The 21,337-nt window shown below is 48.6% G+C and carries 24 protein-coding genes; 9 read left to right on the plus strand and 15 right to left on the minus strand.

Translation table 11 applies throughout. From position 1 onward, the window contains the following. Window positions 1-38 precede the first annotated feature (38 nt). Window positions 39-1,154: a ribonuclease D gene (rnd, locus tag HEN33_RS01420; protein ID WP_001303529.1), complete on the plus strand. Its 1,116-nt coding sequence runs from the start codon at window positions 39-41 to the stop codon at window positions 1,152-1,154. 42 nt (window positions 1,155-1,196) lie between these two features. Here rnd and yeaX read toward each other — a convergent pair whose 3' ends face one another. The 4 genes from yeaX to dmlA form a co-directional block, all read right to left on the minus strand. Beyond that, window positions 1,197-2,162: a carnitine monooxygenase reductase subunit YeaX gene (gene yeaX, locus HEN33_RS01425; protein ID WP_032184401.1), complete on the minus strand. Its 966-nt coding sequence runs from the start codon at window positions 2,160-2,162 to the stop codon at window positions 1,197-1,199. Window positions 2,163-2,217: 55 nt separating this feature from the next. Beyond that, the gene (gene yeaW, locus HEN33_RS01430) at window positions 2,218-3,342 is read right to left on the minus strand and encodes a carnitine monooxygenase, oxygenase subunit YeaW (protein WP_032184400.1); all 1,125 of its coding nucleotides are present in this window, start codon (window positions 3,340-3,342) and stop codon (window positions 2,218-2,220) included. A 31-nt stretch (window positions 3,343-3,373) separates the two neighbouring features. Next, a complete protein-coding gene (gene yeaV, locus HEN33_RS01435) occupies window positions 3,374-4,984 on the minus strand; it encodes a BCCT family transporter YeaV (RefSeq protein WP_000987522.1) in 1,611 nt (536 codons plus the stop codon). A gap of 249 nt (window positions 4,985-5,233) precedes the next feature. Continuing rightward, a complete protein-coding gene (gene dmlA, locus HEN33_RS01440; RefSeq protein ID WP_176263759.1) occupies window positions 5,234-6,319 on the minus strand; it encodes a multifunctional D-malate/3-isopropylmalate/tartarate dehydrogenase in 1,086 nt (361 codons plus the stop codon). A gap of 102 nt (window positions 6,320-6,421) precedes the next feature. Between dmlA and dmlR the strand changes: the two genes are divergently transcribed. The 5 genes from dmlR (at window position 6,422) to HEN33_RS01465 (ending at window position 9,224) form a co-directional block, all read left to right on the plus strand. Next, window positions 6,422-7,345, plus strand: coding sequence for a DNA-binding transcriptional regulator DmlR (gene dmlR, locus HEN33_RS01445; RefSeq protein WP_001353156.1), 924 nt, complete (start codon window positions 6,422-6,424; stop codon window positions 7,343-7,345). 126 nt (window positions 7,346-7,471) lie between these two features. Next, window positions 7,472-8,110, plus strand: coding sequence for a leucine efflux protein LeuE (leuE, locus tag HEN33_RS01450; protein WP_000457194.1), 639 nt, complete (start codon window positions 7,472-7,474; stop codon window positions 8,108-8,110). A 172-nt stretch (window positions 8,111-8,282) separates the two neighbouring features. Then, window positions 8,283-8,642, plus strand: coding sequence for a DUF1971 domain-containing protein YeaR (gene yeaR / locus HEN33_RS01455; protein WP_000939320.1), 360 nt, complete (start codon window positions 8,283-8,285; stop codon window positions 8,640-8,642). Window positions 8,643-8,645: 3 nt separating this feature from the next. Next, complete coding sequence (locus HEN33_RS01460) at window positions 8,646-8,828, plus strand: DUF1869 domain-containing protein (RefSeq protein ID WP_000513737.1); 183 nt, start codon at window positions 8,646-8,648, stop codon at window positions 8,826-8,828. A gap of 147 nt (window positions 8,829-8,975) precedes the next feature. After that, window positions 8,976-9,224: a GlsB/YeaQ/YmgE family stress response membrane protein gene (locus tag HEN33_RS01465; protein ID WP_000512153.1), complete on the plus strand. Its 249-nt coding sequence runs from the start codon at window positions 8,976-8,978 to the stop codon at window positions 9,222-9,224. 58 nt (window positions 9,225-9,282) lie between these two features. Here HEN33_RS01465 and yoaJ read toward each other — a convergent pair whose 3' ends face one another. Genes yoaJ through dgcP form a run of 3 tightly spaced genes read right to left on the minus strand, consistent with a single transcriptional unit; the run spans window position 9,283 to window position 10,516 of the window. Then, entirely contained in the window at window positions 9,283-9,357 is a 75-nt protein-coding gene (gene yoaJ / locus HEN33_RS01470; RefSeq protein WP_001386836.1) for a protein YoaJ, read from the minus strand. Window positions 9,358-9,359: 2 nt separating this feature from the next. Then, a complete protein-coding gene (locus HEN33_RS01475; protein ID WP_001219350.1) occupies window positions 9,360-9,458 on the minus strand; it encodes a YoaK family small membrane protein in 99 nt (32 codons plus the stop codon). A 32-nt stretch (window positions 9,459-9,490) separates the two neighbouring features. Further along, on the minus strand, window positions 9,491-10,516 hold the full coding sequence (gene dgcP, locus HEN33_RS01480; RefSeq protein ID WP_024212062.1) for a diguanylate cyclase DgcP: 1,026 nt from the start codon (window positions 10,514-10,516) through the stop codon (window positions 9,491-9,493). 182 nt (window positions 10,517-10,698) lie between these two features. On the opposite strand from dgcP, the gene yoaF reads away from it, so the two are divergent. After that, complete coding sequence (gene yoaF, locus HEN33_RS01485) at window positions 10,699-10,953, plus strand: DUF333 domain-containing lipoprotein YoaF (RefSeq protein WP_000691930.1); 255 nt, start codon at window positions 10,699-10,701, stop codon at window positions 10,951-10,953. A 21-nt stretch (window positions 10,954-10,974) separates the two neighbouring features. Here the strand turns inward: yoaF and HEN33_RS01490 are convergent, their stop codons facing one another. Both HEN33_RS01490 and nimT read right to left on the minus strand, forming a co-directional pair. Next, a complete protein-coding gene (locus tag HEN33_RS01490) occupies window positions 10,975-11,322 on the minus strand; it encodes a DUF488 domain-containing protein (protein WP_001354723.1) in 348 nt (115 codons plus the stop codon). Window positions 11,323-11,376: 54 nt separating this feature from the next. After that, window positions 11,377-12,558 (minus strand): 2-nitroimidazole transporter, encoded by a 1,182-nt coding sequence (gene nimT / locus HEN33_RS01495; protein WP_000128490.1) that lies wholly within the window; start codon window positions 12,556-12,558, stop codon window positions 11,377-11,379. A 96-nt stretch (window positions 12,559-12,654) separates the two neighbouring features. On the opposite strand from nimT, the gene nimR reads away from it, so the two are divergent. Further along, window positions 12,655-13,476: a DNA-binding transcriptional regulator NimR gene (gene nimR / locus HEN33_RS01500; RefSeq protein WP_000972246.1), complete on the plus strand. Its 822-nt coding sequence runs from the start codon at window positions 12,655-12,657 to the stop codon at window positions 13,474-13,476. On the opposite strand, the gene HEN33_RS01505 is transcribed toward nimR, so the two are convergent. Beyond that, window positions 13,433-13,879 carry a DUF441 domain-containing protein gene (locus HEN33_RS01505; protein ID WP_000460707.1) on the minus strand — a complete coding sequence of 149 codons (447 nt, stop codon included), beginning with the start codon at window positions 13,877-13,879 and terminating at the stop codon, window positions 13,433-13,435. The genes nimR and HEN33_RS01505 overlap by 44 nt on opposite strands. Window positions 13,880-14,048: 169 nt before the next feature. Between HEN33_RS01505 and yoaI the strand changes: the two genes are divergently transcribed. Then, window positions 14,049-14,153: a small membrane protein YoaI gene (yoaI, locus tag HEN33_RS01510; RefSeq protein ID WP_000999630.1), complete on the plus strand. Its 105-nt coding sequence runs from the start codon at window positions 14,049-14,051 to the stop codon at window positions 14,151-14,153. Here the strand turns inward: yoaI and yeaK are convergent, their stop codons facing one another. From yeaK to yeaG, 5 genes are all read right to left on the minus strand, one after another. After that, window positions 14,154-14,657: a mischarged aminoacyl-tRNA deacylase gene (gene yeaK, locus HEN33_RS01515; protein WP_112901302.1), complete on the minus strand. Its 504-nt coding sequence runs from the start codon at window positions 14,655-14,657 to the stop codon at window positions 14,154-14,156. It lies immediately after the preceding gene. A gap of 42 nt (window positions 14,658-14,699) precedes the next feature. Continuing rightward, window positions 14,700-16,190, minus strand: a complete 1,491-nt coding sequence (dgcJ, locus tag HEN33_RS01520) for a diguanylate cyclase DgcJ (RefSeq protein WP_000766137.1) — start codon at window positions 16,188-16,190, stop codon at window positions 14,700-14,702. 180 nt (window positions 16,191-16,370) lie between these two features. Continuing rightward, window positions 16,371-17,846 (minus strand): sensor domain-containing diguanylate cyclase, encoded by a 1,476-nt coding sequence (locus HEN33_RS01525; RefSeq protein WP_161397405.1) that lies wholly within the window; start codon window positions 17,844-17,846, stop codon window positions 16,371-16,373. A 146-nt stretch (window positions 17,847-17,992) separates the two neighbouring features. Then, window positions 17,993-19,276: a YeaH/YhbH family protein gene (locus tag HEN33_RS01530; protein WP_000219686.1), complete on the minus strand. Its 1,284-nt coding sequence runs from the start codon at window positions 19,274-19,276 to the stop codon at window positions 17,993-17,995. Window positions 19,277-19,388: 112 nt separating this feature from the next. Then, entirely contained in the window at window positions 19,389-21,323 is a 1,935-nt protein-coding gene (gene yeaG / locus HEN33_RS01535) for a protein kinase YeaG (RefSeq protein ID WP_001019882.1), read from the minus strand. Window positions 21,324-21,337 lie beyond the last annotated feature (14 nt).

Consider the following 21,337-nt stretch of genomic DNA (forward strand, 5'->3'; position numbering starts at 1 on the left):
TTGACGCCCACTAAAGAGAATACAATTTGAATTACCAAATGATTACCACGGACGATGCGCTGGCTTCTTTGTGTGAAGCTGTCCGTGCCTTTCCGGCGATAGCCCTGGATACTGAATTTGTTCGTACGCGCACCTATTACCCGCAGCTGGGTCTAATTCAACTTTTCGATGGCGAGCATCTGGCGCTAATTGATCCTCTCGGGATCACCGACTGGTCACCGCTGAAAGCGATCCTGCGCGATCCGTCCATCACAAAATTTCTCCATGCAGGCAGTGAAGATCTGGAAGTGTTCCTCAATGTCTTTGGCGAATTACCACAACCCCTGATTGACACGCAAATCCTTGCTGCCTTCTGCGGACGCCCGATGTCATGGGGTTTCGCTTCCATGGTGGAAGAGTATTCCGGCGTTACGCTGGACAAGAGTGAATCGCGCACCGACTGGCTGGCCAGACCGCTGACCGAACGTCAGTGTGAATACGCAGCGGCGGATGTCTGGTATCTGTTACCGATCACCGCAAAGCTTATGGTAGAAACGGAGGCCTCCGGCTGGCTACCTGCGGCGCTGGATGAATGCCGCCTGATGCAAATGCGTCGTCAGGAAGTCGTTGCACCGGAAGATGCCTGGCGTGATATCACCAATGCCTGGCAGTTACGCACACGCCAACTGGCCTGTCTGCAACTGTTAGCCGACTGGCGACTGCGCAAGGCGCGGGAGCGCGATCTGGCGGTGAACTTTGTCGTGCGTGAAGAGCATTTGTGGTCGGTAGCGCGTTATATGCCGGGAAGTTTAGGCGAACTGGACAGCCTGGGCTTATCCGGTAGCGAAATCCGCTTTCACGGTAAAACGCTGCTGGCGCTGGTGGAAAAAGCGCAGACATTGCCGGAAGAGGCCTTACCGCAGCCGATGCTTAACCTGATGGACATGCCGGGTTATCGTAAAGCGTTTAAAGCGATTAAGTCGCTGATTACTGACGTGAGCGAAACACACAAGATCAGCGCCGAATTGCTGGCATCGCGTCGGCAAATCAACCAGCTGCTGAACTGGCACTGGAAACTGAAACCGCAGAACAATTTGCCGGAGCTGATTTCCGGCTGGCGTGGTGAGCTGATGGCGGAAGCATTACACAATTTATTGCAGGAATATCCGCAGTAAAACCTTCCTGAGCCGGACAGGGTGTGTCCGGCTTCAGACAAACTACAAATCCAAAACCAGGCGTTTACCCTTCGCGCGTGAACAACAGATCAACATACTTTGCTGGCTGGCACGCTCTTCATCGCTAAAATACTGATCCCGATGGTCAGCTTCACCTTCCAGTATTGCCGTTTCGCAGGTTCCGCATACCCCTTCACGACATAAACATTCCACTTTCGCTGCTTTACTATTTTCAATAACCTGCAAAATAGTCATCTCTTCCGGCACCACAAACTCTTTTCCGGAACGGGCAAGCACCAGCGTAAATGCATCGCCGGTTTTGTCTTCGATAGCAAATTGCTCAAAGTGCAGCGTATCGGTGGCGATGTCCAGACGCGCAGCTTCACTTCTTACCGCCTCATTTAGCGCCTCGGGGCCACAGGTATAAACATGTGTGCCAGGTTCGATATCCGCCAATAATCGCGCTAATTCCAGTCGTGTTCCGGTTGATGAATGATGCAAATGGACTTTCTCGGCCTGCGGATGCTGGACTAGCTCATCACGAAATGCGCAACTTTCTGGATTTCGCGAGCAGTAATGTAACTGCCAGTCGACGTCGCTGTATTGCAACTCTGCCATGTGCGACAGGAAAGGGGTGATACCAATACCGCCCGCGATAAACAGATGCTTTCTGGCCGAGGGAATTAGCGCAAACAGATTATTAGGCGTCGAAATGGTCAACCGATCGCCTGCTTTCACCTGCTGATGCAAAAAGCGCGAACCACCGCGCGAGTTTTCTTCCAGCCGAACGGCAATCTGATAACTAGAGGTGTCATGCGGCGAGCTCAGGAGTGAATAAGCATTGCTGTACTGGTTATCACCATCGCTCATCTGCACAATGATGTGACTTCCTCCAGTAAACGCAGGTAATGGTTTGCCATCGGTTGCCACCAGCGTGAAGCGTTTCACCTGTTCGGTAAGGGGGGCAACCTGACTCACCTGTACTTCAAACATTTGATAGTCTGACATTGCTGTACTCCATCAAAAATCAGCCCAGCGGCGGAAAATACCGCCGCCGATGTCATTAGTCCTTAAACACCTGCGCCAGCAGATTATGGAAATGGGCGATACCGTGTTCGGAAATGCCGCTACCGCTACTGTCGGCCATGATGCGCCCCTGACCACGATAGCCACGCGATTTCAGCCCTTTCTGTACGCTTTCAACCAGACGTAAATCTTCCGGACGGAACACGTCGCGATACCACTCAATCAGTGATTTTTGCTCGTCGGTTAACTCTTCATTGGTGAAGTAAATATCGTAGTTTTGCAGGGTAGTTTCAGAATCCACCGGGAATTCATAAATGACCGTCATCATGCCTTTGATCGGGGTGACGTTCAGCATCGTGCACGGCCACAGCCAGAAACCATGGAATGCCGCATCCGTGCCCTCTTCGAATTTGAAAGACTGTTCGGACGGTTTGGCGAAACCGTACTGCAGCGTCCAGTTACCGTGCATGGTGTGCCAGTAACGATCAACCTGAACGGAGTCGGAGAAACCTGGATGCGCCGGACCACAGTGATAGCACTCGAGATAGTTATCGACAATGTTCTTCCAGTTGGCAGGCGTGCGGGTGGTAAAGCGGGCCGCCAGTTTCAGGTTGTGGACTTCCGGGCAGGCTTCCAGCACTTTCGCCCCCAGACCGGGTAACTGATCTTCTACGCTGGTGGCGTTGGGGTCCATGTTGATGAAGACGAATCCGGCATATTCTTCCAGACGTACTGGAACCAGTTGCGCTTTGTCGCTATCGAAATTGGCGACGTTTTCGCAGTTACGCGCATGGGCCAGGTTGCCATCGAGTTTGAATGCCCAGGCGTGATACGGGCAGGTAATCACATTTTTCGCTTTCCCTTCGCCGCTCAATAACTGATGACCACGGTGCGGGCAAACGTTATAGAACGCGCGCAAAACCTTATCACGACCGCGTACCAGCACGATGCTTTCGCCAATGATCTCACGCGTCACATAATCATTGGCATTCGCCAGTTCGCTGCTGTGAGCGACGCAAATCCAGCTTTTGGCGAAGACGTTCTCTTTTTCGTGTTCAAACGCGTTCTGATCGGTATAAAAACGGGCAGGAATGGTCCACGCCTCTTGTGGGTTAGCGCAAAAATTTTCGGGTAGTACAAAGTCAGGGCTCAGATTGCTCATAGGGATACCTTTATCGTTAGGATGATGGCGTTCAGTTGTCGCCTTTGAATACGGTTCCAGCAGGAAGCACTGGCGCTTTTCCCGGGGCTTCAACCGGTGTCTGCGGGAGATAATGTTCAACTTGATGAGCCGGAATGTCGGCGTAATCCTGTTTCAGCCAGCGAATAAATCCGCCGACTTTCACCAGTAAAATGGCGAGGAAGGGAAGGGCAGTGAGGACGACAGTGGTTTTCATCGTTTCCAGCGACGCGCCAGTGAAAAGAATTGAAAGCGGGATCAGGGTAATTACCACGCACCAGAAAAGACGCAGCCCACGGTCAGGATCGTCACCTTCCTGGAGATTACGCGTACTGGTTGCCGCCATGGTGTAGGCCACCGCATCCATATGCGAGGCAAGGAAAATAATCATCACGCCCAGGTATGCGGCGAGGAACAATTTACCGGCTGGCAACGACATCAGAACTTGTTGCACAGCTGTTTCGCCGCCCAGTGTTTCCAGCACCTGTGGGACGTTGATTACGCCATTGATAAACTGATGAATGGCATAGCTTTCCATTACGCCGAAGAAGAACCAGCAACCGACGGTGCTGCCGAGGATCAGTCCCCAGATAACTTCTTTAATCTTACGACCGCGCGAAACTCGGGTGACAAACATTGCTACACCGGGGGTGTATGAGATCCACCACAGCCAGTAGAAAACGGTCCAGTTGCGGGTAAATGAACCATCGCCAAGCGGATCGGTGAATAAGCTCATTTGCAGGAAGTTTTGCGTGGTCAGGCCGATGGCATTGATGATGCTGTTGGTAATAAATTCGGTTGGACCGACAATCAGCACCAGCAATGGCAGCAGGAACGCGCCCCAGCCAACCATTTTGCTTAGACGTTGCAAACCGTTGTTGATACCAATCCACGAGCTTAGGCAAAAAATGCCGCCGGAAAGCAGGATCACAAATGCCTGTACGGTAAAGTTATCGGGTAAACCGGTCAGCGCGGAAAGCCCACGGGTAAAGGTTGCTGCGGTGACAACAAGGGAAATGGTCAGTGCGCCGACAGTGGCGATCAGGAACATCAAATCGACCAGTTTTCCCCACGGGCCTTGCGGGCGAACGCCGGTAATAGCAGCAATAATGCCGGAAAGGCTCAGCCCTTTATTTTTCCGCACATGAAAGTGATAAGCCATGATTAATGAGGCCAGCGTATAAGTTGCCCAGGCGCTGATGCCCCAGTGGAAGAAGGAGTAGGGAACGCTAAATTCGAGTGCCTGTTGTGAACGCGGTGCGATATTTAATCCAGGCGTTTGATAATAATAGGCCCATTCAGCAACCCCCCAATAAAGCGTAGAAGAACCTAAACCTGCACAAATAAACATAAACAGCCAGGAGAGCGTGCTGTATTCCGGTTTTCCTTCGCCAAGACGAATATTGCCGTATTTACTGGTGGCTAAATAAATCACCAGTCCCATTGCCAGCAAAACCAATACCTGTACGGCGGAACCTAACGTACGCGTAACAAAAGTGTATATTGCGTTGGCCGCGTCGGCCGATTGTTGTGGGAAAAGGCTTAATGCAGCTGCGATGAAAAGAATGGCCACCAGGCTGATGCTTATCAACGGCACATCTTTTTTCTTAACATTGCTCATCATGAGTCATCTCCTGGGCATAAAAGCCCGTCTCTGGCTTTTGCCAGTTGTAATTATTTGCAGGGTATGAGTTGTATGTTGTGTTTAACAAATTGATTATTTACATGTTACATAAATTAAACAATTAAGAATACGGAAAGCCATAAAACACGAAACGGAAACAATAAAAGGTGAAATGACGCAGGTTATTTACTGCAAAGAACGAATAAAAAAACCGCGTCAGTGACGCGGTTCAAATAAACTGGTTTGACCTTAACGCAAAATAATTTTGCAAATCGCGTCGGCAACCTGTGGCGTGGTGGCATTGCCTTTCATATCAGGTGTTCTCGGCCCGTGAGCAATCACTTCTTCAATCGCGGCCAGAATACCGTTATGCGCTTGCTGGAAACGCTCATCGCCATTGCCGAGAAAATCGAGCATCATTGCACCGGCCCAAATCGTGGCGATAGGGTTAGCAATATTTTTCCCGTAGATATCCGGCGCGGAACCGTGGACTGGCTCGAAGAGCGACGGGAAAGTGCGTTCCGGATTCAGGTTGGCGGATGGGGCAATGCCAATGGTGCCGGTGCAGGCCGGGCCAAGATCGGAAAGGATATCGCCAAACAAATTGGACGCCACTACCACATCGAAGCGTTCCGGCTGCATCACAAAACGTGCGCAGAGAATGTCAATATGCTGCTTGTCCCAGCGGATCTCCGGGTAATTCTCAGCCATTGCTTCCACTCGCTTATCCCAGTACGGCATGCTGATGGCTAAACCGTTCGATTTAGTGGCAGAAGTTAGCGTCTTACGTGGGCGGCTTTGCGCAAGTTCAAAGGCATAGCGCAAAATACGATCGACACCACGACGAGTAAATACCGATTCCTGAATGACGACTTCATGCTCTGTACCTTCATTCACTCTACCGCCGAGCGAGGAATATTCGCCTTCGGTGTTTTCCCTGACCACGTAAAAATCGATGTCGCCAGGCTGTTTTCCCGCCAGCGGGCAGGGAACGCCAGGAAAGAGACGAACCGGGCGCAGGTTGACGTACTGGTCGAACTCACGACGAAATTTCAGCAGCGAACCCCACAACGAAATATGGTCCGGAACGGTATCCGGCCAGCCGACGGCACCAAAATAGATGGCGTCGAAACGGCTAAGTTGCTCATGCCAGTCGTCCGGCATCATTTTACCGTGATGGCTGTAATACTCGCAGCTCGCCCACTCCATTTGCTCAAAACTCAAGGCGAAGCCCCAGCGCTCAGCGGCAGCCTGTAACACGCGAATCCCTTCAGGAAGGACTTCTTTGCCAATCCCGTCTCCCGGGATCGCAGCAATACGCATCGTTTTCATCATTGGGTTCTCACTTCCTGACCATCAAAATTGACAATACCCTCATCCTATAATTGACTGAAAAGGAATTAATCCCCGTAACTGGTGAAACATAAAACACGAATCATGAATAATTTACCGCTGCTGAACGATTTGCGCGTCTTTATGCTGGTGGCTCGCCGGGCTGGTTTTGCCTCCGTGGCAGAAGAATTGGGTGTTTCACCGGCTTTTGTCAGCAAACGCATTGCCTTGCTGGAACAAACGCTAAATGTGGTGTTGTTACACCGTACCACCCGCCGCGTCACTATTACCGAAGAAGGAGAGCGGATTTATGAATGGGCGCAGCGGATTTTGCAAGATGTCGGCCAGATGATGGACGAGCTTTCTGACGTGCGTCAGGTGCCGCAGGGGATGTTGCGTATTATCAGCAGCTTTGGTTTTGGACGGCAGGTGGTGGCTCCGGCGTTATCGGCGTTGGCGAAGGCGTATCCGCAACTGGAGTTACGTTTTGATGTGGAAGACCGACTGGTCGATTTGGTCAATGAAGGCGTCGATCTCGATATTCGTATTGGTGATGACATTGCACCTAACTTAATCGCCCGCAAACTGGCGACCAATTACCGTATTCTCTGCGCATCGCCGGAATTTATTGCGCAATATGGCACGCCGAAACATTTAACCGACCTTTCTGCATTGCCGTGCCTGGTCATTAAAGAGCGCGATCATCCTTTTGGTATCTGGCAATTACGCAATAAAGAAGGCCACCATGCGATTAAAGTCACCGGCCCGCTGTCGTCTAATCATGGAGAAATTGTTCATCAGTGGTGTCTTGATGGTCAGGGGATTGCGCTACGCTCCTGGTGGGATGTCAGCGAAAATATTGCCAGTGGTCATTTAGTGCAAGTGCTACCGGAGTATTACCAGCCAGCAAATGTCTGGGCCGTTTATGTTTCAAGGCTGGCGACGTCAGCGAAAGTGCGGATAACGGTAGAATTTTTACGCCAGTATTTTGCCGAGCACTACCCGAATTTTTCACTGGACCACGCCTGATTAATGATTCAATTATCGGGTTGATATCAGGTTAAACCCTGATTTTCTCCTTTCTAAGCCGCTAGAGATTGGTTAGCATATTCACCTTTAATCGCGCATGATCGATAGATAATTAAAGAGGTTAATGTGTTCGCTGAATACGGGGTACTGAATTACTGGACCTATCTGGTTGGAGCCATTTTTATTGTGTTGGTGCCAGGGCCAAATACCCTGTTTGTACTCAAAAATAGCGTCAGTAGCGGTATCAAAGGCGGCTATCTTGCGGCCTGTGGCGTATTTATTGGCGATGCAGTATTGATGTTTCTGGCATGGGCCGGAGTGGCGACATTAATTAAAACCACCCCGATATTATTCAACATTGTACGTTATCTCGGTGCGTTTTATTTGCTCTACCTGGGGAGTAAAATTCTCTACGCGACCCTGAAGGGTAAAAATAGCGAGGTCAAATCCGACGAGCCCCAATACGGTGCCATCTTTAAGCGCGCGTTAATTTTGAGCCTGACTAATCCGAAAGCCATTTTGTTCTATGTGTCGTTTTTTGTACAGTTTATCGATGTTAATGCCCCACATACGGGAATTTCATTCTTTATTCTGGCGACGACGCTGGAACTGGTGAGTTTCTGCTATTTGAGCTTCCTGATTATTTCTGGTGCTTTTGTCACGCAGTACATCCGTACCAAAAAGAAACTGGCTAAAGTGGGCAACTCACTGATTGGTTTGATGTTTGTGGGTTTCGCCGCCCGACTGGCGACGCTCCAGTCCTGATGCATTCAGCCCGCGTTGTCGCGGGCTTCCCACCTGTAATCCTCCCTGATTCTTCTCTGATACGGTGCTAAAAAGTAACCAATAAATGGTATTTAAAATGCAAATTATCAGGCGTACCCTGAAACGGCTGGAATAAACCGTTTTCAGCGCATTCACCGAAGGAGGGAAAAGGATGCTGCAAATCCCACAGAATTATATTCATACGCGCTCAACGCCTTTCTGGAATAAACAAACTGCGCCTGCCGGAATATTCGAACGTCATCTTGATAAAGGAACGCGCCCAGGGGTATACCCACGCCTTTCCGTTATGCATGGGGCGGTCAAATATCTCGGCTACGCTGATGAACACAGTGCAGAGCCTGATCAGGTGATCCTTATCGAAGCGGGGCAGTTTGCGGTGTTTCCGCCAGAAAAGTGGCACAACATTGAAACCATGACTGACGATACTTATTTCAACATTGACTTCTTCGTTGCTCCTGAAGTCCTGATGGAAGGCGCGCAACAACGGAAAGTCATTCATAACGGGAAATGAATCATGGGCAAAGCAACGTATACCGTGACCGTTACCAATAACAGCAATGGTGTTTCTGTCGATTATGAAACAGAGACGCCGATGACTTTGCTGGTGCCAGAAGTGGCGGCTGAAGTGATAAAAGATCTGGTGAATACCGTGCGTTCTTATGACACGGAAAACGAACATGATGTTTGTGGTTGGTAATTATCACTGATCGTTGATGGCGCAATTTCTGCGCCATCGCAAAAAAATCCTCCGTGATGCTTGTCACAAATCTTACCCTCCCGATGTTGTGCTATGCTTTTTATCAGCGACTAACCCGCTAATGCAAAACAGATAAGTGAGGAAACAATGGGCATTCTGTCATGGATTATTTTTGGGCTTATTGCCGGTATTCTGGCGAAGTGGATCATGCCAGGTAAAGATGGTGGTGGATTCTTTATGACTATCCTGCTGGGGATAGTCGGTGCCGTAGTCGGCGGATGGATCAGCACGCTGTTTGGCTTTGGTAAAGTCGATGGCTTCAATTTTGGCAGCTTCGTGGTTGCCGTTATTGGCGCGATTGTCGTGCTGTTTATCTACAGAAAGATTAAAAGTTAACGCTTAAATTGCACAAAGGCTGCACACAGGCAGCCTTTGCTATTTTCTAGATGTGACGTTACCACCATCCCAGCTCAGTGCCGAGTACGACAATAATCGCCACACCCATCATAATAATCGTTGTTTTTTTCATCTTTATGCTCCCGGGGCAGCATAGCCGCCAATAAAAAACCATGCTAAAAATACGACCGCTGTAATAAAGATTACAACCGGAAAAATAATACCGATTCGCATGTTATCACCAATCAAAAGGATGTGAATACGCCTCAGGAATGTAGCGCTGAATGCGCGACAAAAGGGGTTTTCTGTTTGTGTTTTTTCTCCTGATACATCGCGATATCGGCAGCATGCAGGGCGCTGTCTGCATCGGTCGTTTCAGGATCGACTTCTACTATGCCAAGACTGGCACCAGGATAATACAAATCAACATCACCTAAGTGATATTCTCCGCGTATTTGCTGTTGAATACGTTCTCGCAGCGATGGAATATCCGCATTCTCATTGTTCAGTGAAACAACCAAAAACTCATCACCGCCGAGACGACCAATAACTTCGCCATTTTGCTGGAGCGTATTAAGGCGCTCGCCAACCTGAATAAGAAACAGATCGCCACTATTATGACCAAAACGATCATTGATTAATTTGAAGTTATCCAGATCGATAAATGCGATCATTATCTTATGGTTAAGATGCCGGGCGAGGGAAAACAGCGTCGTCAGATTTTCAAAAATCGCCCGCCGATTTGGTAACCCGGTTAACGAGTCGGTATACGATTGCGCAATCAGCGCGGCATTGGCTTCGCGCAGCTGTTCTACCAGCGCCTCTTTTTGAATATATTGTGCAATCAGTCCGGCGAATAACTGCAAAACCTGTTCCGCGCGTTCACTCCACTGGCGCTTCTCACTGCTGGCGGCGCAAAGCGTGCCATAGAATGATCCATCCGGTAAGTGAATTGGCGTGCTCAGAAATGTGGTGATGCCAAGATTGCGTGCCGCAATACAGTCGCCCCAACGGTCGGGGACTTCATCGCTGAAAAAGCAGTTTTCATCAATGGCGCGTTTGCATAACGAGTAATCCCACGAGACGGTAAAATTCTCCGGGATGTGCATTTTCTGGCTGTTACGGGCAAACATTATATGCTGCAGGCGCGCTTCGACATCCACTTTGGTCAGGTAGGTTGATTCCATATCAGTGACCATTTCCAGCATCTCCAGAAGCTGTCGGACCAGACTTTCCAGTGACTGTTCTTTGGCAAGGGATTGCGAGACGCGGGCGATAATCTGATCTGACACGAAACAACTCCAGGATACGGCGGGTAAATGCTGATTATTTAATCTTTGCAGGCATGATAAAACATCATCAACAAAGATGAAACAAGGCGTAATATGATTTGAGTGAATGTAATAAAAATAGTGCTGCAAAACAAAACGATACCGCGATACTCTAAGCCTGGATAAATATGTGAGATCAATAAATGAAAATTATCAGTTTTGTTCTGCCTTGCTTGCTGGTCCTGGCTGGTTGTTCAACCCCTTCTCAGCCAGAAGCACCTAAACCGCCGCAGATTGGTATGGCAAATCCGGCGTCGGTCTATTGCCAGCAGAAGGGCGGGACGCTCATTCCTGTGCAGACAGCGCAAGGGGTCAGCAACAATTGCAAATTACCGGGCGGTGAAACGATTGATGAATGGGCATTGTGGCGACGGGACCATCCGGCTGGTGAAAAATAACCGCCGGATGCTGCACTAAAATCACAAGCTACGTAGCCAGTCGGCCAGCACCAGCGCATGGTTCTGCGTGGTGTTTTTTGCTGAGTAGAGCAGGGTCAGCGGCTGTTTTTTGGCGATGTCTGCCAGCCGCTTTCCTTCTTGCTCGTGTTGCGTCAGTTCTGCAAGATATTGCTCGCGAAAGGTTGCAAAATCGACGACTTCGCCGTGAAAGGCTTTGCGCAGTTCCGTTGACGGCGTGATTTCTTTATCCCACTCATCAAGGGCTAAATCGGTTTTTTTGATACCGCGTGGCCAGAGGCGGTCGACCAGTACGCGATAACCATCGCTCTGTTCAGCCGGATCATAAACGCGTTTGCACTGAATATTCATCGTATTTGTTCTCCCTTTCACGCATGATTTGTCACGTCACTATAGCACCGGATATTAGCGAATTTCTTTGTCTCTCCCGGCGCAAAGTCCGAAAATCGCCATCAGTAGTGAAAGTATTGCAACACCCATCAGTGGTACGGACCAGTCACCGTTAGCGTCGTGTATTTTACCCATCAGTGGCGGCCCACAGGCTGCCAGCAAATACCCGACGGATTGTGCCATCCCCGAGAGTGCCGCCGCCTGATGCGCAGAACTTGCCCGCAGACCAATGAACGTCAACCCCAGTATCATTGTTGCGCCGGAACCAAAACCGAAAAGCAGAGTCCAGGTGATCGCGTGTGCTGGCATAAAGCAGAGCCCAACCGCGCCCACTGCGCACATCAAGGCAACGAACGCTGCAATACCACGCTGATCTTTCACATGATGTAAGAAAAGTGGGATCAGCAAACCGGGAGCTGCTGTGGCTAGTTGCAGCAAACCATGCAGTGAACCCGCCTGTGCTTCGCTATAGCCGTGACTGATGAGGATCGCCGGAAGCCAGCCAATAATCACGTAATAGACGAGTGAGTTGATCCCAAGAAACAATGTTACCTGCCAGGCAAGCGGCGAACGCCAGATACCCCGAGTATGTAAGGCGCGTGAGGTACTCAAATTTGCATGTTGTTGACTTCGCCACTGTGGCAGCCATAAAAAAAGAGCCAGCAGAGGAAAACACATCAGCATGAGCAACGCGCCTTGCCAGCCAAAACCGTTCAAAGCCAGCGGCACGACCATAGCCGATCCCAGTGCCGCCGCAGCTCCCATTGTCAGGGAATATGCGCCGGTAAGTCTGGCGACGGAATGAGGGAAATCGCGTTTAATTAATCCTGGCAGTAAGACATTGCCTAATGCAATCCCACCGCCAATGACCGCTGTACCGCCAAATAATAAGTAAGGCGAAGGGAGAGAGCGAATTGCAATACCAGCACAGATCAAAAGTAACGCGGCAAACAGGCTACGTTCCATACCAAAACGTCGCGCCACCGGGGCAGCCAGCGGTGAGATTAGCGCAAAGGCTAATAATGGCAGGGTGGTCAATAAGCCGGTTTGCGCCGTCGTCAGCGAGTAAGCGGAACGAATCGTATCCAGTAACGGTGCTGCGCCGGTAAAGGTGACGCGTAATGTTGTGGCAATCATCAGAATGCCAGCGATAAGGACAATCCTGTTTTTGCCGCTTAATGAAGTTGAACAGGTCATATGCTTCTCATTGTTACAAACGAGGCTGTACCTTACCGTTTTTATTGTTATGTTGAATCAAGCTAAAATGACAAATTATCGCTAAATTCGGACAAAATGATGCACAGGTTGAATCTCAATGGCTATGAACCCGACCGACACCATGAAGCCGCGGTCGCATTTTGTATTCACGCCGGAACGGATGAGTTAACCAGTCCTGTACATCAGCACCGCAAAGGGCAGCTGATACTGGCGCTACATGGTGCAATTACCTGTACGGTGGAAAATGCTTTGTGGATGGTGCCGCCGCAATATGCGGTTTGGATACCGGGAGGGGTGGAACATAGCAATCAAGTGACAGCTAACGCTGAACTCTGTTTTTTGTTTATAGAGCCCAGCGCAGTGACAATGCCGACAACATGTTGCACATTGAAAATATCGCCCTTATGCCGGGAATTAATTTTAACCCTGGCAAACAGGACGACGACTCAGCGTGCTGAGCCGATGACCCGCAGATTAATTCAGGTCCTGTTTGATGAACTCCCTCAGCAGCCACAACAACAGCTGCACCTGCCCGTTTCTTCTCATCCTAAAATCCGCACGATGGTGGAGATGATGGCGAAAGAGCCCGTCGAGTGGGGCTCATTGGGGCAATGGGCTGGCTTTTTTGCGATGAGTGAACGCAATCTTGCCCGGCTGATAGTGAAAGAGACGGGGTTGAGTTTTCGCCAGTGGCGTCAGCAGTTACAGCTGATTATGGCGCTTCAGGGATTAGTGAAAGGCGATACTGTACAGAAAGTTGCTCATACGCTGGGGTATGATTCAACAACGGCCTTTATTACTATGTTTAAGAAAGGCCTGGGGCAAACGCCAGGCCGATATATTGCGGGATTAACTACTGTTTCCCCACAATCAGCGAAACCAGACCCGCGGCAATAAGCGGGCCAACCGGTACGCCGCGAAATAGCGCCACGCCCAAAACAGTGCCCACCAGCAGCCCGGCGACCAGTTGCGGCTGGCTGCCCATTAACGTCACGCCGCGCCCACCTAGCCAGGAGACAATAACGCCTACTGCAATTGCCACCAGCGATTTCCAGTTCAGAAACGAGTGAATCAGGGTTGAGGGCGGTAGCGTCCCGCTGGCGATGGGGGCCATAACGCCAATCGTCAGAATGATTATCCCGATACTTAGCCCCTGTTTTTCAATCCACGGGAAAAAGGTGCTTAACGGTGTGACGCGGACAATGATTAACACCAGAATTGAAACGGCGACAGTGGTGTTATGACTGATAAAGCCCAGCGCAGCTAACCCGAGCAGGATCAGCAAAGTGACATCAAACATCGTGGTTTCCTTGCCAAAAAATAATAAGCCTGCTTACTTTACGCTTGCTGCAGGAAGGAAGTAGAAAATCTTTACGTTTTTTGCATAAAAAATCAGGCGAACTGTCATCAAACTGCCATTTGTGCACGCTAACAATAACGTGAAAACAGCTATCTCCCCGGGGCATACTATGAACGATCAAATGTTTGTCGAGACACTGATTATCACGTCATCGTTTTTTGCCATTGCTGTTGTGCTGGTTTTGTCCGTTCTGCTTATTGAACGGACAGGCTAGTTACGCAGTGCGGCGGAAATTGACCAGTTCTGGTTGCGCAATGCGCAAATAATCCACGGTTTTCAAAATAACGGATTTATCAAGCATGCCTGCATTGAAGGCGATTTCATCAAATCGTTCGAAGAGTAGGGGGTCGGCAACCAGTTTGAGTTTTGGATGGAAGCTGAAAGGGGGGATCGCGCCGAAGACACAGCCTGTGAGTTCATCGACTTCCGCCGGGCTGGCCAACGAAGCGCGTAATCCGCCTATATGGCTGGCGAGTTGGCTCAGATCGGCCTGTTGATCGGCCGCGAGGATCGCCAGAACATGTTGATTTACACCATTGCCTTTGACTTTACATACCAGTGCCTTAGCCCCCTGGCCTAAAGCGGTGCCACGAATTTCTGACACCGCTTCACATTTACCTACCGCTTCATGGGTAACGACGCGGAAGTCAGCACCTTCTTGTGATAATAAAGCGATTAACCGCTGATGCGTCACGCTTCCTTTAGCCATTTCAGTCATTTCATGCTCCTGAGATTACAAGCAAACAACCACAGAAGGTTATCATGAACGGCTGTTTTTGTTCTGCTTATTGACATATAAACGCTCATCGGAAGCTTTATATGCATCATGTAACGTATCGTTTTCTTTCATCGCGTAAATACCGGAAGAGAAGCCGATCTCTTTCTGAGGCGCGATATGTTGCAGACGTTTTTCGATACGTTCAGGCAGTTGTGCTGCAATTTGCGGCGTCGAATCGACAAGAATGATGCAGAATTCATCGCCACCGAGTCGGATGGCATAATCACTTTTACGAATCGACTGTTTAATCGCCTGAGCTAATAACGTAATCGCTAAATCCCCCTCCTGATGACCGAGGGTGTCATTTATTTGCTTTAACTTGTCCATGTCAATAGCAATAAACATCACCGAAGAACCGGATTGCACCAGTTTCTGCAACCGCTGCTCCAGTTCAGGGGTTAAAATTTTGCGATTATAGAGTCCAGTCATCGCATCACTAATATTTTCTCGCGACACATTTTGGTATAAACGGAAGTGCATCCGCACCATATTCAGCAAAATTAACGCCGTCAAAATCCAGAACAGAACGCTTTTCCACGAAGATGTGATAAAGTAAAGAATATCAATGGATAACGATACACGAATGCCGCCCGGTAAGTCATGGACGTAACTGACATACTGGAACAGATTATCTTCGCTCTGGTTGATGATAATGTCGCGCCCAGAATCTGTATCGGTTAGCGTGACATTGAGAAAACGCCAAAGGAGAGGGCGGTCATGCGTGTAAAAGATATTCCGCAGATTGTTTTTGTTAATATCCAGCAGCACAATTCCTTTTAGCTGCCCTGCAACATACACTGGCGTCAGCAAACTCATCACGTTCTGTTTAGTACGCTGATCCTGGTAAATGCTCGATAATACGGTACGCCCGGTAAATACCTTTTCAATATCTTTGCGATCGATGCCAATACTTCCTGACTGCAGGAAGGACCAGTTATTCATCGCAAAGTACTCAACATTAACCGGCTCATAAAAATAGACATAGCGGTCATTGAGATCGAGATAATAGTGAAATTTCTCTTCGGCCATCCCAAGACCTGAACCGTAATCATCCTGGTGGCGGTTGCCTTCCACTGCCTGATCAAAAGCGGGTAATAGTGCTGCAGCTTCCACAATGGTGTCGCAGTCAGTGGATGCGGTTTGTAGTGTGCCGCGTAAGCCCGGGTATTTATGGGCAGTCAGGTTTAAACCATGGGTATTATTGGCAGACTCAAAAGCCTCGCAGATGGCGCGCCGCTGTTCTGGCGACACTTCCGACTGCTCAGCAGCGAGAGCGCGCATCACATGCGCGGCAATGCTCTGATTCTGATACTTATCATAAAGAAAGGAGGAGTCTGCTCTCTGCACGATATAGCGCAGATAGGCACTCATTGCTCTGTCGCTGGCGACAAGTTCAAAAATAAGGAAGGAAGATGTCAGCACAATGACACTTGCGGCGATAAAATGCCGGAGCATTCTATGGTGCAATTTCATGATAAATGGCACTCCTTCGGTTAGTGAAACGAGAAAACCAGATAAAGTTCGATTGCGGCCTGGCACAGGGGCGCTAATTATACTCATCTCTGCGCCGCTGGGGAGGGGAAATTTAGGGGTAATAGTAATAAATTGTATGCAAAAGCCACGCAAAAAGCATGGCTCTGAATATTTTTGCACTTAAATATGATGAATAATCACTTTGTTGCCCCCCTCGCTTTTCGCTTCGCGTAAGGCTTTATCTGCTTCCGTCATGACAAGCGAGATATTACGCGTGTCACCCGTTGAAAAAACCGTGCCAATACTGATGGTCATTTGTTCAGGAACATCATATCTGTTACTAAAACCGGTCAGGAGTTCGACATTTTTACGCATACGTTCCGCAATGATTTTTGCCTGGGCACTATTGAGTTCGGTAAATAGCAAGCCAAACACCTCACCCTCCAGTCGCGCTAAAATATCATCGGGGCGGATGCTTTGCTGGATAATATCGACAATTGAAACCAGCACTTTATCACCCACACGATGTCCCCATTGGGCATTGATGCGCTTGAACTGATTAATATCAACCAGCATGACACAAAAGTCCTTAACAACAGGTCGCGACAATAATGACTCTACGCTGTTGAAAAAGTAGCGCCGATTATAAATATTGGTCAGTACATCATGAACTGCCAGTTTGCTGGAGAGTTGCAGTTCCTGAAAAATGTTATAAATCAGAAAAGACACAACAAACAGTTTACTGGAAACTTCAATCCCGCGACTGATATACCAGATGGTGTAATTATACTCATCCAGAGTCAGTAGAAGTAAGTTGCAGCATAGCGATGCCAGACATAATAATGCTATTAACGGCCATAGTTCGCTGGCTAATCGTGTACGCATGATAATAAAGAACAGTAAAAATGCCCACAAACAAACCAATATTTTTGTATAGTTGATTCCCCAGGTCGCAGTATGGTTGTCCGGACAGTAATCGACGACATACAAAGAATAGTCAGCGTTATAACTGCTCAGATTGTGTGCCAGAAGGGGAAAAACTAAAAAAGGAATCAGCGCCAGCAACAGAATGCCAGTTTTTTTCTTATTGTTGTCAAGGATGTTGTCTTTCCCATAACAAAAGAGCGCCAGCGAGGTTAAACAAATGAAACTGAGTTGGCGGAAAATATAGAAAATAGAAACATCATTCGACTTTGTCTGGATCAGTGTACTGCCGTTGATTGGTTTATGGATAATTACAATGGTTTCAACTAAATAGATAAGGCCACTTAAAAATGCAAGGCTTAAAATGAGTGTTGGTAAAATTTGTTTGTTAGTGAAATACTTCATTAACATGAAAAGAAAAATGACGGCGTTAAGGAAAAACAAAGCCACAACAACCATCAGGTAATTCATCTGTGGGATGAGTTTTACATTGGTGTTTTCGTTATATAAGGTAGTAATGCAAAATAAAATTAACGTCAGCAATAAGCTGAAAATAAAAAAGCCTTGAGCTTTTAATTTTTGTGTACCCATAGAAGCCATAAAAAGGAGAGCAATGTGAGTGCTGGATTTTATTGATGGCAGAGATATATGGTTTTGACCAAGATCAATTTTCGTTGACGATAAAAAATAATTAAAGAATAACCCCAGGGAAATACGTGTTGACCGAATCATTTTTCCGAATGATTGTTTTCTGAAACTAAATTGTGTAAAGGTTATGCTGTCATATTTAAAGCGATTGTAAGCTAATGTATGTAATAAATGAGATAATTTACAGTGAGCTAAAAATCAGCCAGGCGATAATGACCCGGCTGACAGTTTTAGTCTTTAGCTGTTGCATTTTGTTTATGAAATAGTTCACGGAACACCGGATAAATATCATCCTGGTCGCGGATATGCTGCATCGCAAAATTGTCGAAAGTAGATTGCAGATGTTCATATTCTCGCCACAGTGTCTGATGAGCGCGACGGGTAATTTCGATATAGCTGTAATAACGAACAACGGGCAATAATTTTTTCGCCAGGATTTCATGGCAAAGTGGAGAGTCATCGGCCCAGTTATCGCCGTCCGATGCTTGTGCCGCGTAAATATTCCATTGCGCCGGGTTATAACGCTCTTTCACCACCTCATCCATCAGTTTCAGGGCGCTGGAAACAATGGTACCGCCAGTTTCCTGTGAGTAGAAAAACTCATGTTCATCGACTTCTTTCGCCTGGGTATGGTGCCGGATGTAAACGACTTCCACGTTCTTATACGTTCTGCTAAGGAACAGATACAGCAGAATATAAAAACGCTTAGCCATATCTTTAGTGGACTGATCCATTGAACCCGAAACGTCCATCAGGCAAAACATCACTGCCTGGCTGGAGGGATCGGGTCGTTTTTCGTAGTTCTTGTAACGTAAATCGAAGGTGTCAATAAAAGGGACGCGTTCAATTTTGGCACGTAATTCTGCAATTTCTTTGCGCAGACGTTCCTCTTCCAGTAGTTGCGCAGGCTCACTGTTGCTGATGATGGCCAAATTCTCTTCCAGCGCATGAAGTTCCCGCCGCTTGCCCGCCGTCATGGCTGTGCGTCGCGCCAGTGAGTTCTGCAATGAACGCACAACGCTGATATTGGCAGGAACGCCGTTAGCGGTATAACCCGCCCGGTGCGTTTTATATTCGGTCAGCTGGCGTTGTTGGTTTTGTTTCAGATTCGGTAAGGCCAAATCTTCAAAGAGCAGATCAAGATACTCATCTTTCGAAATCTGAAAGACAAATTCATCCTGACCTTCACCATCCTGGCTGGCCTGGCCCTGACCACTGCCAGAACCACCGCCGCCGCCCTGGGGGCGTTCAATGCGGTCATTCTGGACGAAATGGTCATTGCCCGGATGAACGCGGTGGCGCAGGCCGCCACGTCCCTGATGAAACATCGGTTCGCTAATATCTTCCGTTGGAATGGATACGGACTCGCCGCTGTCGACGTCAGTCACCGAACGCTTATTAATGGCCTCGGAGATCGACTGTTTAATTTGCGCTTTATAACGGCGTAAAAAACGCTGGCGATTCACCATGCTTTTGTTTTTGCCGTTCAGACGCCGGTCAATAAACCAGGTCATATGCCCCCCGTACTACATTTGCCAACTGTTTGCTACGCCTGTGTTGCCGCTTCTCTGGCCCACGGTTCGCTGTCGTTGTAGGCCCGGTAGCATGCGTACCGGGCCATGGTTGTTAAGACGATTTACGTACGCGCAAATACCATTCGCACAGTAAACGCACCTGTTTACGGGTGTAGCCTTTTTCCATCATACGGTCGACAAAATCGTCGTGTTTCTTCTGCTCGTCGGTTGACGTTTTGGCGTTAAACGAAATAACCGGCAACAGCTCCTCGGTATTAGAGAACATTTTCTTCTCAATAACCGTGCGCAGTTTTTCATAGCTGGTCCAGTTCGGATTGCGTCCGCTGTTATTCGCTCTGGCGCGCAGTACGAAGTTGACAATCTCGTTGCGGAAATCTTTTGGATTACTGATCCCCGCCGGTTTCTCAATTTTCTCCAGCTCAGCGTTGAGAGATTCGCGGTCAAATAGCTGCCCGGTATCCGGGTCGCGATACTCCTGATCCTGAATCCAGAAATCTGCATACGTGACATAACGGTCAAAAATGTTTTGTCCATATTCAGAATAGGATTCAAGATACGCAGTCTGAATCTCTTTACCGATAAACTCGGCATATTTCGGAATCAAGTAACCTTTCAGGAACTCGAGATAACGCTCAGCCTGCTCCTGAGGGAACTGCTCGCGCTCGATCTGCTGTTCCAGGACGTAGAACAGATGAACAGGGTTTGCTGCCACTTCCACGTGGTCGAAGTTGAACACGCGAGAGAGGATCTTAAACGCAAAACGCGTGGACAGACCGTTCATCCCTTCATCAACGCCTGCGTAGTCACGATATTCCTGATACGACTTGGCTTTCGGATCGGTGTCTTTCAGACTTTCGCCATCATAAACCCGCATCTTCGAATAAATGCTGGAGTTTTCCGGCTCTTTCAGACGCGAAAGAATGGAAAAACGAGACAGCGTTTCCAGCGTGCCAGGTGCGCAGGGGGCGTGAGTCAGTTCACTGTGATTAAGCAATTTCTCGTAGATTTTGATCTCTTCGGAAATACGCAAGCAATATGGCACCTTCACGATATAAACACGATCGAGGAAGGCTTCGTTGTTCTTGTTATTACGGAAAGTGACCCATTCGGATTCGTTCGAATGGGCGAGAATAATCCCGTTAAACGGCAGGGCGGAGATACCTTCCGTCCCGTTGTAGTTACCTTCCTGAGTGGCGGTTAACAGGGGATGCAGCACTTTAATCGGTGCTTTAAACATCTCGACAAACTCCATGATCCCCTGGTTGGCGCGGCACAGTGCACCAGAATATCCGTAGGCGTCCGGATCGTTCTGCGCATAGTGTTCGAGTTTACGGATATCGACTTTCCCTACCAGCGCTGAGATGTCCTGGTTGTTCTCATCGCCAGGTTCCGTTTTGGCGATAGCAATTTGTTGCAGAATTGACGGCCAGACCTTTACCACCCGGAACTTAGTAATATCGCCACCAAATTCATGCAGGCGTTTTGCTGCCCACGGCGACATGATGGTGCCAAGATAGCGTCGAGGAATGCCATACTCTTTTTCCAGAATCTGCGCATCTTCCTGCGGATTGAAAAGACAGAACGGATGATCGTTGACCGGGCTCCGCTCACCGTTAGCGCTTAATACATAGATCGGCACGAGCTGCATTAATGATTTCAGTCGCTCAGCAAGCGATGATTTACCCCCACCCACAGGCCCCAGCAGATACAGGATTTGTTTCTTCTCCTCCAGCCCCTGAGCCGCGTGTTTCAGATAAGAGACAATCTGTTCAATCGCGTCTTCCATGCCGTAAAACTCTTCAAAGGCCGGGTAACGTGCAATGACCCGGTTAGAAAAGAGTCGAGAAAGTCTGGGTTCCTGGGCTGTATCGACCATGACAGGCTCACCGATAGCCATCAATAGCCGCTCAGCCGCGTTGGCATAAGCACTGCGATCTTGCCGACAAGTGGTAAGAAACTCCTGCAGTGTGAACTCTTCGTCCTTGGCAGCTTCATATCGCTGGCGATAGTGATCGAATATATTCATGGTATGCCGTCCTT

Source organism: Escherichia sp. 94.0001 (genome assembly GCF_013369155.2).
In the GTDB taxonomy this organism is placed as follows: Bacteria; Pseudomonadota; Gammaproteobacteria; order Enterobacterales; family Enterobacteriaceae; genus Escherichia; species Escherichia coli_F.

What these genes read in the sequence shown, in the direction of transcription:
- yeaK (WP_112901302.1), bottom strand. Translation starts at nt 14,657, where the DNA reads ATGACTGAAATGGCTAAAGGAAGCGTGACGCATCAGCGGTTAATCGCT.
- yoaF (WP_000691930.1), top strand. Translation starts at nt 10,699, where the DNA reads ATGAAAATTATCAGTTTTGTTCTGCCTTGCTTGCTGGTCCTGGCTGGT.
- HEN33_RS01525 (WP_161397405.1), bottom strand. Translation starts at nt 17,846, where the DNA reads ATGATTCGGTCAACACGTATTTCCCTGGGGTTATTCTTTAATTATTTT.
- HEN33_RS01475 (WP_001219350.1), bottom strand. Translation starts at nt 9,458, where the DNA reads ATGCGAATCGGTATTATTTTTCCGGTTGTAATCTTTATTACAGCGGTC.
- rnd (WP_001303529.1), top strand. Translation starts at nt 39, where the DNA reads ATGATTACCACGGACGATGCGCTGGCTTCTTTGTGTGAAGCTGTCCGT.
- yeaX (WP_032184401.1), bottom strand. Translation starts at nt 2,162, where the DNA reads ATGTCAGACTATCAAATGTTTGAAGTACAGGTGAGTCAGGTTGCCCCC.
- HEN33_RS01490 (WP_001354723.1), bottom strand. Translation starts at nt 11,322, where the DNA reads ATGAATATTCAGTGCAAACGCGTTTATGATCCGGCTGAACAGAGCGAT.
- HEN33_RS01465 (WP_000512153.1), top strand. Translation starts at nt 8,976, where the DNA reads ATGGGCATTCTGTCATGGATTATTTTTGGGCTTATTGCCGGTATTCTG.
- yoaI (WP_000999630.1), top strand. Translation starts at nt 14,049, where the DNA reads ATGAACGATCAAATGTTTGTCGAGACACTGATTATCACGTCATCGTTT.
- HEN33_RS01530 (WP_000219686.1), bottom strand. Translation starts at nt 19,276, where the DNA reads ATGACCTGGTTTATTGACCGGCGTCTGAACGGCAAAAACAAAAGCATG.
- HEN33_RS01505 (WP_000460707.1), bottom strand. Translation starts at nt 13,879, where the DNA reads ATGTTTGATGTCACTTTGCTGATCCTGCTCGGGTTAGCTGCGCTGGGC.
- dmlA (WP_176263759.1), bottom strand. Translation starts at nt 6,319, where the DNA reads ATGATGAAAACGATGCGTATTGCTGCGATCCCGGGAGACGGGATTGGC.
- HEN33_RS01460 (WP_000513737.1), top strand. Translation starts at nt 8,646, where the DNA reads ATGGGCAAAGCAACGTATACCGTGACCGTTACCAATAACAGCAATGGT.
- dgcJ (WP_000766137.1), bottom strand. Translation starts at nt 16,190, where the DNA reads ATGAAATTGCACCATAGAATGCTCCGGCATTTTATCGCCGCAAGTGTC.
- nimR (WP_000972246.1), top strand. Translation starts at nt 12,655, where the DNA reads ATGATGCACAGGTTGAATCTCAATGGCTATGAACCCGACCGACACCAT.
- dmlR (WP_001353156.1), top strand. Translation starts at nt 6,422, where the DNA reads ATGAATAATTTACCGCTGCTGAACGATTTGCGCGTCTTTATGCTGGTG.
- nimT (WP_000128490.1), bottom strand. Translation starts at nt 12,558, where the DNA reads ATGACCTGTTCAACTTCATTAAGCGGCAAAAACAGGATTGTCCTTATC.
- yeaR (WP_000939320.1), top strand. Translation starts at nt 8,283, where the DNA reads ATGCTGCAAATCCCACAGAATTATATTCATACGCGCTCAACGCCTTTC.
- yeaW (WP_032184400.1), bottom strand. Translation starts at nt 3,342, where the DNA reads ATGAGCAATCTGAGCCCTGACTTTGTACTACCCGAAAATTTTTGCGCT.
- yeaG (WP_001019882.1), bottom strand. Translation starts at nt 21,323, where the DNA reads ATGAATATATTCGATCACTATCGCCAGCGATATGAAGCTGCCAAGGAC.
- yeaV (WP_000987522.1), bottom strand. Translation starts at nt 4,984, where the DNA reads ATGATGAGCAATGTTAAGAAAAAAGATGTGCCGTTGATAAGCATCAGC.